Origin of the sequence: Stenotrophomonas sp. 169, assembly GCF_014621775.1 — a bacterium.
Lineage (GTDB): Bacteria > Pseudomonadota > Gammaproteobacteria > Xanthomonadales > Xanthomonadaceae > Stenotrophomonas.
In genome coordinates this window covers 771,804-785,229 of the sequence record NZ_CP061204.1, presented here as the reverse complement: position 1 = coordinate 785,229, position 13,426 = coordinate 771,804, and the positions used below count along the sequence as shown (strand labels likewise).

Annotated in this window: 11 protein-coding genes; 4 read left to right on the top strand and 7 right to left on the bottom strand. The window is 65.3% G+C overall.

What is annotated here, in order from left to right; genetic code table 11:
- The first annotated feature begins 124 nt into the window (after positions 1 to 124).
- Entirely contained in the window at positions 125 to 769 is a 645-nt protein-coding gene (locus tag ICJ04_RS03325; RefSeq protein ID WP_188326140.1) for a TetR/AcrR family transcriptional regulator, read from the top strand.
- Positions 770 to 1,005: 236 nt separating this feature from the next.
- Here ICJ04_RS03325 and ICJ04_RS03320 read toward each other — a convergent pair whose 3' ends face one another.
- Complete coding sequence (locus ICJ04_RS03320) at positions 1,006 to 2,934, bottom strand: M1 family metallopeptidase (RefSeq protein WP_188326139.1); 1,929 nt, start codon at positions 2,932 to 2,934, stop codon at positions 1,006 to 1,008.
- A gap of 115 nt (positions 2,935 to 3,049) precedes the next feature.
- Positions 3,050 to 3,811, bottom strand: coding sequence for a bifunctional demethylmenaquinone methyltransferase/2-methoxy-6-polyprenyl-1,4-benzoquinol methylase UbiE (gene ubiE / locus ICJ04_RS03315; protein ID WP_188326138.1), 762 nt, complete (start codon positions 3,809 to 3,811; stop codon positions 3,050 to 3,052).
- A gap of 77 nt (positions 3,812 to 3,888) precedes the next feature.
- Here ubiE and ICJ04_RS03310 point away from each other — a divergent pair, with 77 nt between their 5' ends.
- Together ICJ04_RS03310 and ICJ04_RS03305 are read left to right on the top strand one after the other, a co-directional pair.
- On the top strand, positions 3,889 to 4,341 hold the full coding sequence (locus ICJ04_RS03310; RefSeq protein ID WP_188326137.1) for a nucleoside deaminase: 453 nt from the start codon (positions 3,889 to 3,891) through the stop codon (positions 4,339 to 4,341).
- A gap of 69 nt (positions 4,342 to 4,410) precedes the next feature.
- Complete coding sequence (locus ICJ04_RS03305; protein ID WP_223202976.1) at positions 4,411 to 4,812, top strand: hypothetical protein; 402 nt, start codon at positions 4,411 to 4,413, stop codon at positions 4,810 to 4,812.
- A gap of 122 nt (positions 4,813 to 4,934) precedes the next feature.
- Here the strand turns inward: ICJ04_RS03305 and ICJ04_RS03300 are convergent, their stop codons facing one another.
- The 3 genes from ICJ04_RS03300 to smeD are packed head-to-tail and all read right to left on the bottom strand — an operon-like array spanning position 4,935 to position 10,729.
- Positions 4,935 to 6,326: an efflux transporter outer membrane subunit gene (locus ICJ04_RS03300; RefSeq protein WP_188326136.1), complete on the bottom strand. Its 1,392-nt coding sequence runs from the start codon at positions 6,324 to 6,326 to the stop codon at positions 4,935 to 4,937.
- A complete protein-coding gene (gene smeE / locus ICJ04_RS03295) occupies positions 6,323 to 9,469 on the bottom strand; it encodes a multidrug efflux RND transporter permease subunit SmeE (protein ID WP_188326135.1) in 3,147 nt (1,048 codons plus the stop codon). Before smeE ends, ICJ04_RS03300 begins: the two co-directional genes overlap by 4 nt.
- Positions 9,470 to 9,481: 12 nt before the next feature.
- On the bottom strand, positions 9,482 to 10,729 hold the full coding sequence (gene smeD / locus ICJ04_RS03290; protein WP_188326134.1) for a multidrug efflux RND transporter periplasmic adaptor subunit SmeD: 1,248 nt from the start codon (positions 10,727 to 10,729) through the stop codon (positions 9,482 to 9,484).
- Positions 10,730 to 10,907: 178 nt separating this feature from the next.
- Between smeD and ICJ04_RS03285 the strand changes: the two genes are divergently transcribed.
- Positions 10,908 to 11,558, top strand: a complete 651-nt coding sequence (locus ICJ04_RS03285; protein ID WP_188326133.1) for a TetR family transcriptional regulator — start codon at positions 10,908 to 10,910, stop codon at positions 11,556 to 11,558.
- A gap of 17 nt (positions 11,559 to 11,575) precedes the next feature.
- Here the strand turns inward: ICJ04_RS03285 and ICJ04_RS03280 are convergent, their stop codons facing one another.
- On the bottom strand, positions 11,576 to 12,337 hold the full coding sequence (locus ICJ04_RS03280; protein ID WP_188326132.1) for a molecular chaperone: 762 nt from the start codon (positions 12,335 to 12,337) through the stop codon (positions 11,576 to 11,578).
- Entirely contained in the window at positions 12,337 to 13,380 is a 1,044-nt protein-coding gene (locus ICJ04_RS03275; RefSeq protein WP_188326131.1) for a fimbrial protein, read from the bottom strand. The genes ICJ04_RS03280 and ICJ04_RS03275 overlap by 1 nt, the downstream gene beginning before the upstream one ends.
- Between the last annotated feature and the right edge of the window lie 46 nt (positions 13,381 to 13,426).

The window sequence follows — 13,426 nt, the reverse complement described above, 5'->3', positions numbered from 1 at the left end:
TCAGTACCGTAGAAAGGAGGAGGAAGCGCGGCAGGCGCGGGTCATTCGGGCTTGCCCTGAAAAGTACACCGAAGAGTCTACTTCTATTTCGTTGGAAGTAAACTGAACGGTGTAAAATATCGGTATGAGTGCCGATACCCGCCCTACCCGCCCTACCCGCCTGACCGACCGCAAGCGCGCCGCCATCCTCGCGGCAGCGGTGACAGAGTTCCGCAGCTTCGGGTTCGCGGCCACCAGCATGGACCGGATCGCTGCCACGGCAGAGGTGTCCAAGCGAACGGTCTACAACCACTTCGCCAGCAAGGACGAGCTGTTCACGGCCATCCTGTTGCAGCTGTGGGAGGCCAGCCAAGATCTGGATGCGCCGGACTACGCGCCGGCCCAGCCGCTTCGTCCGCAACTGCTGGGATTCGCCGCAAGGAAGATGCGGCTGATGGCCGATGAGAGTTTCATCGACCTGTCGCGGGTGGCGATCGCCGAACTGGTGCATGCGCCGGAGCGCGCGCGGGCGATGATGGAGCGGCTGGCGGAGAAGGAAGAAGGGCTGACCGCCTGGATGCGGGCGGCACAAGCAGATGGTCGGCTGCGCACACTGCCCTCGCCGGCTGAAGCCGCGCATCAGCTGCAAGGCATGCTGAAGGCGTTTGCGTTCTGGCCGCAGGTGGCAATGGGGCAGGCGCCGCTGGCACCGGAAGCGCAGCAGCGATTGATGGAAGAGTGCGTGGACATGTTCCTGGCGCTGAACGCACGGGAACATACGCCGGTCTAGCCCCGAGCGGCGCAGGAGGTTGGTTGGCATTGGTAGAGCCGACTTCAGTCGGCTGGCGGCGGGAAGCCGACTGAAGTCGGCTCTACCAAGCAGCAACAGCGACAGCGACAGCAACGGCAGCAGCGACCGCAACGGCAATCAAGAAGGCGAAGGCAGCGGCAGCCGCGATGGCAACATCAACCGCGCCCGCCCCAGCAAGAGCGGGTGCCGACCGACGTCGGCACCCGCTTTCGGTGTTACTGGGCCTCGGCCTTGGACAGCATGTCCTGCACCGAGCCGGTGGTGATCGGGTGGTAGCCCGGCTTGGCCTTTTCAAAGGCAGCCTTGGCAATCTCCAGACCTTCCGGCGTCTTCACCAGTTCGGCGTAGATCGGCATGATCAGCTTGCGACGGCCCACCCGCTCGATGAACTCGGCGGCGGCCGGGGTCGCCTCGGCGTAGCCACTGCGGATCGCCAGCGGGTACCAGCGCATGGCGATTTCACCGTTCGGCGTACCGGTGAACTTGAAGGCACGGTCCAGCGCGGTGAGCTTGTCCAGCGGCTGCTTCGCGCCCAGCCCGTCGATGAAACGCACCCACTCCTGCGTGCTCCATTCAGCGGTCAGCTGGTTGGTGGGCAGCTTGCCGGTACCTTCCCACGCAATGCGCGCGGTATCGACATTGCTGAAGTTGCGCGACTGCGCCTTGGCCGCGAATGCCGGGATGCCCGGCTCGTCGAGCCATGCCTTCAGTTCGGCATCCGTCACGGCGCCGGGCTTCTTGTCGAGCAGGTTCTTCTTCAGATAGTCGACGAACTGATCGGTGTTCGCGCTCTGGAAGGCATGGTCGTTGAACCAGCCACGCAGGAAGGGATCGAACACCTCACGGCCGAAGCGCTGTTCCAGGAACTCCAGGAACCAGGACCCCTTTACATAGGCAACCTGGCTCAGCGCCTCGTCCGGGTCACGTTCGTTCAGCGGCGGCAGGGCCAGCGCCTGGTCGGCCGGGCTCATGTCCTTCACCTCGGCCAACAGGTCGGTCTGGTCGATCTGCCGCTCCATCTCGGCCATTTCCTTGCCATACAGCGCTTCGGTGATGCGACCCTGCACGTAGGTGGTAAAGCCTTCGTTGAGCCAGATGTCCTTCCAGCTGGCGTTGGTCACCAGGTTGCCCGACCAGCTGTGTGCCAGTTCGTGGGCGACCAGCGAGACCAGCGACTTGTCGCCCACGATCACGGTCGGGGTAGCGAAGGTCAGGCGCGGGTTTTCCATGCCGCCGAACGGGAACGACGGCGGCAGCACCAGCATGTCGTAGCGGCCCCAGCGGTACTCGCCGTACAGCTTTTCGGCGGCGCCGATCATTTTCTCGGTGTCCTCGAACTCCTTCGCTGCCTTGCCGACCATGGTCGGTTCGGCCCACACGCCGGAGCGGCCGGAAATCGGCTCGAACACCAGGTCACCCGCAGCGATCGCCAGCAGGTAGGACGGAATCGGCTGCGGCATCTTGAAGGTGTAATCACCGTCACGCGCGGCCTTGGGGTCGTTGTCGGCGCTCATCAGCACCATCACGTCCGGGCGCGAGACCACGTGCGCGCTGTAGGTGAAGCGAACGCTCGGCGTGTCCTGCAGCGGCACCCACGAACGCGCGTGGATCGCCTGCGACTGGCTGAACATGAAAGGCAGCTTCTTGCCTTCGGTCATCGACGGCGCCAGCCACTGCAGGCCCGAAGCAGTCGGTGCGGTGTGGTAGCTGATTTCGACCTTGGTCGGCTGCGTGGGGGTTTCGATGGTCAGCTTGCTGCCGAACACCTTGTCCACGGGCGCCAACACGAACGGCAGCGGGCTGCGCGCGCCATCGGCCGCGATGGCCTCGACCTTGGCGACGGCCAGCTCACGCGTGTCCAGCACCAGCTGCTTGGCGTCCTTGTTCTTCCACTCCAGCGTGTAGGTCGCGGTGCCACCGATCTGCTTGCTGTCGAAATCCAGCTTCAGGTCGAGGGCGATGTCCTTGATGACGACCTTGTCCGGCTCGGCATAGGAGCTTTCGTCGTGGCTGCGGTTTTCAGCGTTCACGGGGGCAGCCGGCGCGCTCTGCGCGGGGGGAGTGGCGACCGGCGCGGCGGTCTCCTGGGAGCAGCCGGCGGCGAGGGCCACGGCCAGCGGAAGGAGCAGGAACGGGGTACGCATGCATCGAGACCGTTTCAGGGGTAAAGGCTGATTTTACCCCTGTTGGACCCGCGGTAGTGACGGCCGCTGGCCGTCAGTGTCCACCGTTTGACGGCCAGCGGCCGTCACTACCGGGTTACAGCTTGTAACCGGAATGGATCGAGACGATGCCCGCCGACAGGTTCTTGTAGTGGCAGCGCTCGAATCCGGCTTCACTCATCATCGCCTTCAGCGCATCCTGCGGCGGGTGCTTGCGGATACTTTCGGCCAGGTACTGATAGCTGTCCGAATCGCGCGCGAACAGACGGCCCAGCTTCGGCAGCACCTTGAACGAGTGGAAGTCGTAGATCGGCTTGAACCAGTCCAGTGTGACCTCGGAAAATTCCAGCACGCGTGCCTGCCCGCCCACTTTCAGCACGCGATGCATCTCGCGCAGCGCCGCATCTTTATCGGTCACGTTGCGCAGCCCGAACGCGATGGTCACCAGGTCGAAGCTGGCATCCGGGAACGGCAGCGCTTCTGCATTGCACTGCACGTAGTCCAACCCGGCCACCAGGCCGCGGTTGGTCAAGCGATCACGGCCCACCGACAGCATGCCGGCATTGATGTCGCCCACCACGACCGCACCGTCGGTGCCGACCCGCTCCTTCAGCAGCGCGGCAATGTCACCGGTACCGCCGGCCAGATCCAGCACGCGGTCACCCGGCTTCACCTGCGCGGTGGCCACGTAGTAGCGCTTCCAGACCCGATGCACACCCAGGCTCATCAGGTCGTTCATCAGGTCGTAGTTGCGCGCGACCGAGGTGAAGACCTGGCCGACCAGCTTCTGCTTGTCTTTTGCATCGACATCGCGGAAGCCGAAATGGGTGGTTCCGGACTTGTAGGGGGATTCGCTCATGGATGGATTATCGCACCGCGCGGAGCCGGCGGCACCCCCTGCCCGTATCATGACCCTCTGAATTCACGGAGACCCCCATGATCACCACGCCCGACTACCACGCCCTGCTGCAGACCGCCCTCGCCGAAGCCCGCCAGGGCATGGCCGAAGGTGGCGTGCCGATCGGCGCGGCGCTTTATCACAACGACGGTCGGCTGCTGGGCTGTGGCCACAACCGCCGGGTGCAGGAAGGCGACCCCTCCGTGCACGGCGAGACCGATGCGTTCCGCAAGGCCGGCCGCCAGCGCGGCTACAAGAACACGATCATGGTCACCACCCTGGCCCCCTGCTGGTACTGCAGCGGGCTGGTCCGCCAGTTCAACATCGGCACCGTCGTAGTGGGCGAGTCGCGCACTTTCCAGGGCGGCATCGACTGGCTGCGCGAGAGCGGCGTCAACGTGATCGACCTGGACAGCCAGGAGTGTGTCGATCTGCTGGGCGCATTCATTGAACGTCATCCGGAAATCTGGGACGAAGACATCGGCGAGTGAGCGGGACTCGCTGAATATTTCAGCCTTGGTATGGCAACAACGACCTTGGAACGCCGATTGCACGCAGCAATGACGCTGCGTGCACTGGCCGATAGCGATGATCGGGTCTCCCCCACCCCCACATCATCAGAAGAAGTAACAGCCATGCGCGCAGATGTACCCAATGTCCCTCCGGTCATCGACGTGGAGGCAGAGCTGAACCACTGGCGCCAGCGACACGCCGAAGGCGCCATGGGCCCGGGCTCTTTCGGCCATTTTGTCCCGTGGATAAAGTTTGCCTGTGACTCGCTGATCACCCACCCCCGCGCCACCAACGAGCAGCGCGAGGATGCGTTCCAGACCCAGTACGCCCTGCAGATCATGCCGCGGCTGACCGAAGCCCAGGCCCGCGCCTTCATTGAACAGGTATGGGACCACGTCTATGTGGCCAGCATGGTCCGCACGGACGATCGTCCGCGCCTGATCGCCTGATCAGCGGGCTCACGCGGCGGCCGGCGGTCATCTGAAACGGCCACCGAGGGGGCGATGGCCGTTCATCCGGACGAGGGATCAGCGCGTAGCCGGGTTAAGGGGGCAGCCGACTGAAGTCGGCTCTACCTTCCTGATTCGCGCCAGCCGCCACCCAGCACTTTGTACAACGTGATCCGGTTTGCCTGCTGTGCCAACGCGGTCTGCAGCTGGCTCTGCTGTGCGCTGTAGGCGGTACGCCGCGCGTCCAGCAGCGTGACGAAGCTGTCCAGCCCGGCGTCGTAGCGCGCCTGCGACAGGCGTTCGGCCTGCGTCGCGGCCTCCACCAGTCCACGCTGCGAATCGGCCTGGGCATCCAGGCTGGTGCTCAGCGCCAAGGCATCGGCGGTTTCGCGGAAGCCGACCTGGATCGCCTTCTCATACTCGGCCAAGGCGATGTCACGATCCGCTTCGGCCACGGCCAGCCCGGCACGCAGCCGGCCGCCCTGGAAGATCGGCAGGCTGATCGTCGGCAGGAAGCTCCACATCCGCGTGCCGCTGTCGAACAACCCCGACAGTTCGTCGGACCGGCTCCCCAGCGTGCCGGTCAGGCGGATGCTGGGAAAGAACGCCGCACGTGCCGCACCGATGTTGGCGTTACCCGCCAGCAAGGTGTGCTCGGCCGCCATGATGTCCGGCCGGCGCAGCAGCACATCACTGGGCAGGTCCGCCGGCGGCGGCGCCAGGGCCAGGAGCTGCAGTTCGTTGTTGCCGGACGGCAGCAACGCGGCGTCCACCGGCCCGCCGATCAGCAGTGACAAGGCATTGCGGTCCTGCTCGACCTGACCGCGCAGGCGCGCGGCATCGGTGCGGGCGGTTTCCACCAGCGTACGGGTCTGGGCCAGCTCCAGCGCCGAGCTGCCGCCGCGCTCGAAACGCGCCTGCGCCAGCCGCAGCGAATCTTCGTGGCTGGCCAGCGTGGCTTCGGAGATGCGCAGCTGTTCGCTGTCGGCACCGAAGGTCAGCCAGGCCGTGGCGGTTTCCGCGACCAGGCTCAACTGCGCATTGCGCCGGTTGGCGGCCACCGCAAAGTACTGCTGCAGTGCCGCCTCGCTGAGGTTGCGCACACGTCCGAACAGATCGAGCTCGAACTCGGTGATGCCCAGCCCGGCCGTGAACTGCTCACTGACCGGCATGTCACCGCCGATGCGCTCCATCTGCCCCTGCACCGCGAGCCCGGGGACGCGGTCGGCGCGCTGGATGCGGTACTGGCCGCGGGCACGTTCGACATTCAGCACGGCCACACGCAGATCGCGGTTGTTGTCCAGCGCCTGGGTGATGACGTCCTGCAGACGCGCATCGGTAAAGAAGTCACGCCAGCCCAGCGCGGCGACGTCGGTGGCCCGGCCCTGGCCCGCTTCAATCGGCCACTGCGCAGGTATGGCGGGCGCCACGTCGGTGCGCTCAGGCACCAACGTGGCACAGCTGGTCAGGCCGAGGCTGGCCACCAGGGCCAGCAGCAAGGGGATCTGCTTCATGGGGTCTCACTCGATTGCGGCGCGGTGCGCAGCTTGCGGTTGAACACGCGCTGCACGACGACGAAGAACAGCGGGATGAAGAACACGCCCAGCAATGTGCCGGCGAGCATGCCGCCCAGCACACCGGTGCCGATCGCGCGCTGCGCACCCGAGCCGGCGCCGGAGGCGATGGCCAGCGGCAGCACGCCCAGGCCGAATGCCAGCGAGGTCATGATGATCGGGCGCAAGCGATCGCGCACGGCGTGCATGGTGGCCTCGATCAGTCCGGCGCCCTTCTCCAGGTTGTCCTTGGCGAACTCCACGATCAGGATGGCGTTCTTCGATGTCAGGCCCACCGTGGTCAGCATCGCCACCTGGAAGTAGATGTCACGCTCCAGCCCGAGCAGCGTGTTGGCCAGCACGGCACCGAGGATGCCCAGCGGCGCGACCATCAGCACCGAGGTCGGCACGCTCCAGCTTTCGTACAACGCGGCGAGGCACAGGAACACGATCAGCAGCGACAGCGAGTACAGCAGCGGGGTCTGCGAGCCGGCCTGACGCTCCTGATAGGACAGCGCGGTCCACTCGATCTCGTAGCCCGGCGGCAGATCCTTGGCGATGCGCTCGATCTCGTTCATGGCATCGCCCGATGCCACGCCCGTGGCCGGTTCACCCTGGATTTCCATGGCCGACACGCCGTTGTAGCGCTCCAGACGCGGCGAACCGAAGTCCCAGCGCTTGGAGGCGAAGGCACTGAACGGCACCATCTCGCCGGCCGCATTCTTCACCGACCACACGTTGAAGTCGTCCGGATTCATGCGGAAGTCCGCATCGGACTGCACGTACACGCGCTTGACCCGGCCACGATCGATGAAGTCATCGATGTAGCTGCTGCCCCACGCGGTGGCCAACGTGTTGTTGATGGACGTCATGTTCAGGCCCAGCGCATTGGCCTTTTCCACGTCCACGTCGATGCGCAGCTGCGGGGTGTCTTCCTGGCCGTTCGGTCGCACGTTGGCCAGCAGCTTGCTCTGCCCGGCGGCACCCAGCAGCTGGTTGCGCGCGTTGAGCAGGGCCTCATGTCCCTGGCCACTGTTGTCCTTCAGGAAGAAGGTGTAACCCGAGCCGATACCCAGTTCCGGCATCGCCGGCGGCGGGAACGCGAAGATGAAAGCGTCCTTGATACCGCTCAGTGCGCCCATCGCGCGGCCGGTAACGGCTTCCACGCTCTGCTCCGAATCGCGATCCTTCCAGTCCTTCAGCTTGACGAAGGCCATGCCCGCGTTCTGGCCCATGCCGGCGAAGCTGAAGCCCTGGATGGCGAAGATCGATTCGATCGCTTCGCCTTCGTTCTCCAGGAAGTGGTTTTCCAGCTTGGCCATCGCCTCCAGCGTGCGCTCCTGGGTGGAACCCACCGGCGTCTGCACCAGCGCCATCATGATGCCCTGGTCTTCGTTGGGCAGGAACGAGCTGGGCAGGCGCATGAACAACAGCACCATCACCAGCGACAGCGCCGCGAACACGCCCATGAAACGCCACGGTCGGGAAATGATGCCCTTGACGCCACGCTGGTACTTTTCGCTGGATTTGTCGAAACCGCGGTTGAAGCCACCGAAGAAGCGACCCGACCAGCCCTTGTGGGCGACGTGATGCTCGCCCTTTTTCAGCGGCTTGAGCATGGTGGCGCACAGCGCCGGCGTGAGCACGATCGCGACCAGCACCGACAGCGCCATCGACGAAACAATCGTGGCCGAGAACTGCCGGTAGATCACACCGGTGGCACCGCCCATGAAGGCCATCGGCACGAACACCGCCGACAGCACCAGGCCGATACCCACCAGCGCGCCGGTGATCTGGGTCATTGATTTGCGCGTGGCCTCCAGCGGCGACAAGCCCTCTTCGGCCATGATGCGCTCGACGTTCTCCACCACCACGATGGCATCATCGACCAGCAGGCCGATCGCCAGCACCATCGCGAACATCGTCAGCATGTTGACCGAGAACCCCAACACCGACAGCACGCCGAACGTGCCGAGCAGCACGACCGGTACGGCGATGGTCGGGATCAGCGTGGCGCGGAAGTTCTGCAGGAACAGGTACATCACCACGAACACCAGCACGATCGCTTCGATCAGCGTCTTGATCACGCCCTTGATCGACACCTGCACGAACGGGGTGGTGTCATACGGCACCACCGATTCCAGGCCGGCCGGGAAGGTCGCCTTCATGTCCTCCAGTGCCGCGCGCACGCCATTGGCGGTATCCAGCGCGTTGGCGCCGGTGGCCAGGGTGATGGCGATGCCGGTGGACGGCTTGCCGTTGTACCGGGTGACGAAATCGTAGCTTTCCGCGCCCAGTTCGACACGGGCCACGTCGCCCAGGCGCAGCTCGCTGCCATCGGTGCCGCCACGCACCAGGATGTTGCGGAACTGCTCCGGCGTCTGCAGGCGATCCTGCGCGTTGATGGTGGCGTTGAGCTGCTGGCCCTTCACCGACGGCGCACCGCCGAGCTGGCCGATCGCCACCTGGGCGTTCTGAGCGGTGATCGCTGCGGTGACTTCATCCACCGACAGCTTGTAGGTGTGCAGCTTGTTGGGATCCAGCCAGATGCGCATGGCGTACTTGCCGCCGAACACCTGGATGTTGCCCACGCCCGGCACGCGGCTGAGCGGGTCAACCACGTTGGAGCCCACGAAATCGGAGATGTCGTTGGCGTCCATGCTGTTGTCATTGGACACAAAGCCCAGCACCTGCAGGAAGCCGCTGCTGGACTTGGCCACGTTGATGCCCTGCCGCTGCACTTCCTGCGGCAGCAAGGGCATCGCCAACTGCAGCTTGTTCTGCACCTGCACCTGGGCGATGTCCGGATTGGTCCCGGATTCGAAGGTGAGGGTGATGGTGGCCTGGCCGTTGGCCGAGCTGTTGGACGAGAAATAGATCAGCCCGTCGAGGCCTTTCATGTTCTGCTCGATGATCTGCGTCACCGAGTCTTCCACCACCTTCGCCGACGCACCGGGATACGTGGCGGAGATCTCGACGGCGGGCGGGGCCACTTCCGGATACATGGACACCGGCAAAGTGGTTACCGCCAGCGCACCGGCAAGCATGATGATGATCGCGATCACCCACGCGAAGATGGGTCGATCAATGAAGAAACGTGCCATGGAGTTCTCCGCTTACTGCGCGTCGGTGCCGGCCGGAGCCTGGGCGGGTGCAGCGGCGTCGGTGGACGCGGCGGCCGGATCTGCGGCGGCCGGTGCAGCCGCGGGCTTGCCATCTGCCGGCTTCACCGGCCCGCTGCCCTTTTCGGTGGCCTGCACCGGCATGTCCGGGCCGATCTTCTGCAAGCCCTCCACGATGACCTTGTCGCCTGCCTGCAGGCCATCCTCGACCAGCCACTTGTCACCCAGCGCGCGGCTGACCTTCACCGGACGCACTTCCACCTTGTTGTCCTTGTTGACCACCATGGCACTGGTATCGCCCTTGGCGTCGCGGGCGATACCCTGCATCGGGACCAGCAGTGCGCCATTACGCACGCCGCCGCCGATCACCGCGCGCACGTACATGCCCGGCATCAGTACGCCATCCGGGTTTTCCACCTTTACCCGCAGGCCGTAGCTGCCGGTGGTCGGGTCTACGCTGACTTCGGAGAATTCCAGCGTGCCCTTGTGCTCGAACGGCGTGCCATCATCGAGCAGGATGCTGACGGGCAGGCTCTGGTTGTCCTGCAGGCGCCCGGCCGCCAGCTCGCGCCGCAACTGCAGCAGCTCGGCGGCAGACTGGGTCAGATCGACATAGATGGGATCCAGCTGCTGCACCGTCGCCAGTGCCTCGGGCTGAGCGGCACTCACCAATGCACCCTGGGTGACACTGGACTTGCCGATGCGGCCGCTGATCGGCGCGGTGATCCGCGCATAGCCCAGTGTCACGTTGGCCGCATCCAGCGATGCTTTTGCCGCGCCGACATCGGCCTCGGCCTGCTTCTGCGCGGCGACCGCGTTCTCCAGATCCTGCTTGCTGACCGCATCCACCTTGGCCAGCTCACTGATGCGAGCGGCGCTCAAGCGCGAGGCGTTGGCGGTCGCCTCCGCACGTGCCAGCTGGGCGCGGGCATTGTTGGCCTGCGCGCGGTAGCTGGCATCGTCGATCTGATACAGCGGCTGGCCTTCGGTCACCATGCTGCCTTCGGTGAACAATCGCTTGCCGACCAGGCCATTGACCTGCGGCCGCACTTCAGCAACCAGGAACGCATTGGTGCGTCCCGGCAACTCCCGGGTCAGCGATACCGATTCGGCTTTCAGGGTGACCACGGTCACTTGGCCGGGTCCTTGCTGCGGCGGTTGGTCATCACCGCCACCGCAGGCGGCTACGGCCGCGGCGATGGCCAGCGAAAGAACGAAAGGACGGGCACGGTTCAAGAACATGGGGGAGGGGTCTCGATGTCATGGGTTCTGTAGCGCCGAGCCACGCTCGGCGGCCGTCCCTCCGGCCCCCTCAAAAGCGAGCCAAAAGCGACGGCGATCATGGGCAGGAAATATACATACATGACTGTTTGTTTGCAAACGGCTACACTTGCTTGACGTTCTGCATCCACTCTGAGCAATGGCCCGAAAGACCAAAGAGGAAACCCAGGCAACCCGCGAAGGCATCCTCGACGCCGCCGAAGCCTGTTTTCATGAGCACGGGGTGGCACGCACCACGCTGGAGATGATCGGCGCCCGCGCCGGCTATACCCGCGGCGCGGTCTACTGGCACTTCAAGAACAAGATCGACGTGCTGGCAGCCGTGATCGAACGGGTCCGCCTGCCCTTCATGCAGGAACTGGATCGTGCCGCCACCGAGTCCCGCGACACGCCGGTGCTGGACCTGCGCTCGGTGATCCTGACTTCGTTGATCGATCTGTCGCAGGACGAGCGCCTGCGCAACACCATGGAAATCATGCTGCGCAGCGATACCTCGGCCGACAGCAAGGTGCTGGCCGACCTGCAGCAGGCCGGCTTCCGCGACGGTCTGGAACGCATGGCGCGCGCCCTACGGCGTGCCGATCAGCTCGGACAGCTCAAGCCCGGCGCCAACGCAGAGGTCGTGGCGCGGATGCTGCACGCTACGGTGCTGGGCGTGCTGCATGGGGCGATGGTCGAGCCCGAGCTCATGGACATCCGCCGCGACGGCATGCTGGCACTGGACATGACCTTGGCCGCCTATGTGAAGGACGGCGTGTTCGTGCCGGGCAGCGATCCTGACCGCCTGTAGCCGGTCAGCGGCCGCCGTTACGGCGGCGTCTGCTGCGAATGCACCTGCCCCAGGTCATCGATCCATTCATAGGTGATGCCAGCCTTCCCCACCGCTGCAGCAGCTCCTTCCCACTGGAACGTGCGTTCGCCGAACGGCGGCACGCTGCCATCCTCCAGCGCCGCGATTCGACCATCGCCACTACGCGCACTGGCCAGATTCACCACCCGCGGTGAATCGTTGCGGACGCGCACGCCCGCATCGCCGGCCAGTACCTGCCACCGCAGTCCGGCGCCGGCTTCCTGCAGCGTGCCCCTCAGTCCGGCAGGGCGGTAGATGAGCTTGATGCGGCTGCGTACGGCAACTTCGATGGCATCGGCCTGCGCTGTGGCGGCAGTGTCCTGTGCGGGCGCACGTCGCGGGATTTCCATCACGTTCAACCAGTACAGGCGCTCACGATCAATGGGCAGCCTGTCATCGCGCAGCGCACGCACACGGATGGCCTGGTCGGTGTGCGGCTCGATCCGCAGCAGCGGCTGCAGCACCTGTAGCGGCACATCCAGTTCCTCCAGGGCCGCCGCTGCGCGTCCGTCGTCGATCCACACCTGCATCAATGCCGGACGCGGGTCATCGTTGCGCACCACAATGCTCGCTTCACCGTGCTCAGCGGCAACGACCAACCGTGTCGCCTGCAGCGCCGTCGCCGCCCACGCACCTGCAACAGGGCCGCACAGCAGCGCGAGGGCTGCTGCGGAACGCCCCAGCCTTGCCACCACACCGCGCGTTCGGGCCCGGCGCATCAGCGGTACATCATCGTGATTTCGACCTGCGCATCCACCGGTCCGGGCTCGGTGGCAGGAAGTGTCTGGTACATGCGTGCGCGCAGGTCCAAGGTGTAGGCGGCCGTGCCCGGCACAAAACCGCGCAGCCCCATACGGGTTGGATACGGCGGCACGGCCGCGCCCGTGGCGTTGTCCCACAACTGGATACCGATTCCCTTCGCACCGCCGGGTGCGATCGCGATCACGCCTTTCGCTGAATCCGCCGGATCGGGAGGAAACCCATTGACCGATCGCAGCCCGTATTCGATGGACGTCAACGCCGCTGGGCATCCGGTCACCGGAATGCGGAAATCCACCCATGGGCCCGTGGCGCCATGCGCCGTGAACGCCGTACGCTTCTGGTCGCCCAGTGCTACCCGGGTATCGGACGGGATCACGCACGCCCCTGCTTGTATGCGGATTGCCGGAATACGGTACCGATCAGGTGTTGCCCCGCCCCCCACGGCCGTGCCCGATGAGGTAGCTAGAATCGTGGCGACTTCCATTGGCACTATGTTGCCAGCACTGACCACCCCCGCTGTCTTGACCAGCGCGGTAAAGATCTGCCCACCCAGCTGGTTGCCGGCACCAGTGCCGGTGTAATCGATGCTCGTCCGTCCCCAATCGGGCAGCCCCGACCGAAACCCGGTCTGCCAGCCCCGCAGGTAGGGCCGGTAATAGACCGCGATACCCACACCCGGCACACCGCTCTGCGCGACGGTGACATCCAGCGCATAGCCTGGCGGTGCCGGTACGAGGATTCCCGCGCTGACGAGGCCGGACGCATTCCGGGAAACACCCCGCACGTAACCCGAGCCGCCAGGCGCGTTGCACGTGAACGTGTAGGGACGTTCCGGCCCGGCGACCCACGGCGTCAGCAACGTCCCCACAGGCATGGTGGTGTCGCGCGGAATCACTACCAATGTGGGCAGGCCCAACGTGGTCGTGCCGCCTCCACCGGTGCAGGTAATGGCAGCCGATGCGGCCGCACTGGCAAGCAGCGCGGGCACAAGGAGGGACATCCGTTGCCAGTGCCAGGCGCGGCGCGCGCCCGATCCTATGGACGCT

Coding starts and splice junctions, on each gene's coding strand:
- ICJ04_RS03280 (WP_188326132.1), bottom strand. CDS start 12,337: ATGCGCCGGGCCCGAACGCGCGGTGTGGTGGCAAGGCTGGGGCGTTCC.
- ICJ04_RS03285 (WP_188326133.1), top strand. CDS start 10,908: ATGGCCCGAAAGACCAAAGAGGAAACCCAGGCAACCCGCGAAGGCATC.
- ICJ04_RS03275 (WP_188326131.1), bottom strand. CDS start 13,380: ATGTCCCTCCTTGTGCCCGCGCTGCTTGCCAGTGCGGCCGCATCGGCT.
- ICJ04_RS03325 (WP_188326140.1), top strand. CDS start 125: ATGAGTGCCGATACCCGCCCTACCCGCCCTACCCGCCTGACCGACCGC.
- smeD (WP_188326134.1), bottom strand. CDS start 10,729: ATGTTCTTGAACCGTGCCCGTCCTTTCGTTCTTTCGCTGGCCATCGCC.
- smeE (WP_188326135.1), bottom strand. CDS start 9,469: ATGGCACGTTTCTTCATTGATCGACCCATCTTCGCGTGGGTGATCGCG.
- ICJ04_RS03305 (WP_223202976.1), top strand. CDS start 4,411: ATGACGCTGCGTGCACTGGCCGATAGCGATGATCGGGTCTCCCCCACC.
- ubiE (WP_188326138.1), bottom strand. CDS start 3,811: ATGAGCGAATCCCCCTACAAGTCCGGAACCACCCATTTCGGCTTCCGC.
- ICJ04_RS03300 (WP_188326136.1), bottom strand. CDS start 6,326: ATGAAGCAGATCCCCTTGCTGCTGGCCCTGGTGGCCAGCCTCGGCCTG.
- ICJ04_RS03320 (WP_188326139.1), bottom strand. CDS start 2,934: ATGCGTACCCCGTTCCTGCTCCTTCCGCTGGCCGTGGCCCTCGCCGCC.
- ICJ04_RS03310 (WP_188326137.1), top strand. CDS start 3,889: ATGATCACCACGCCCGACTACCACGCCCTGCTGCAGACCGCCCTCGCC.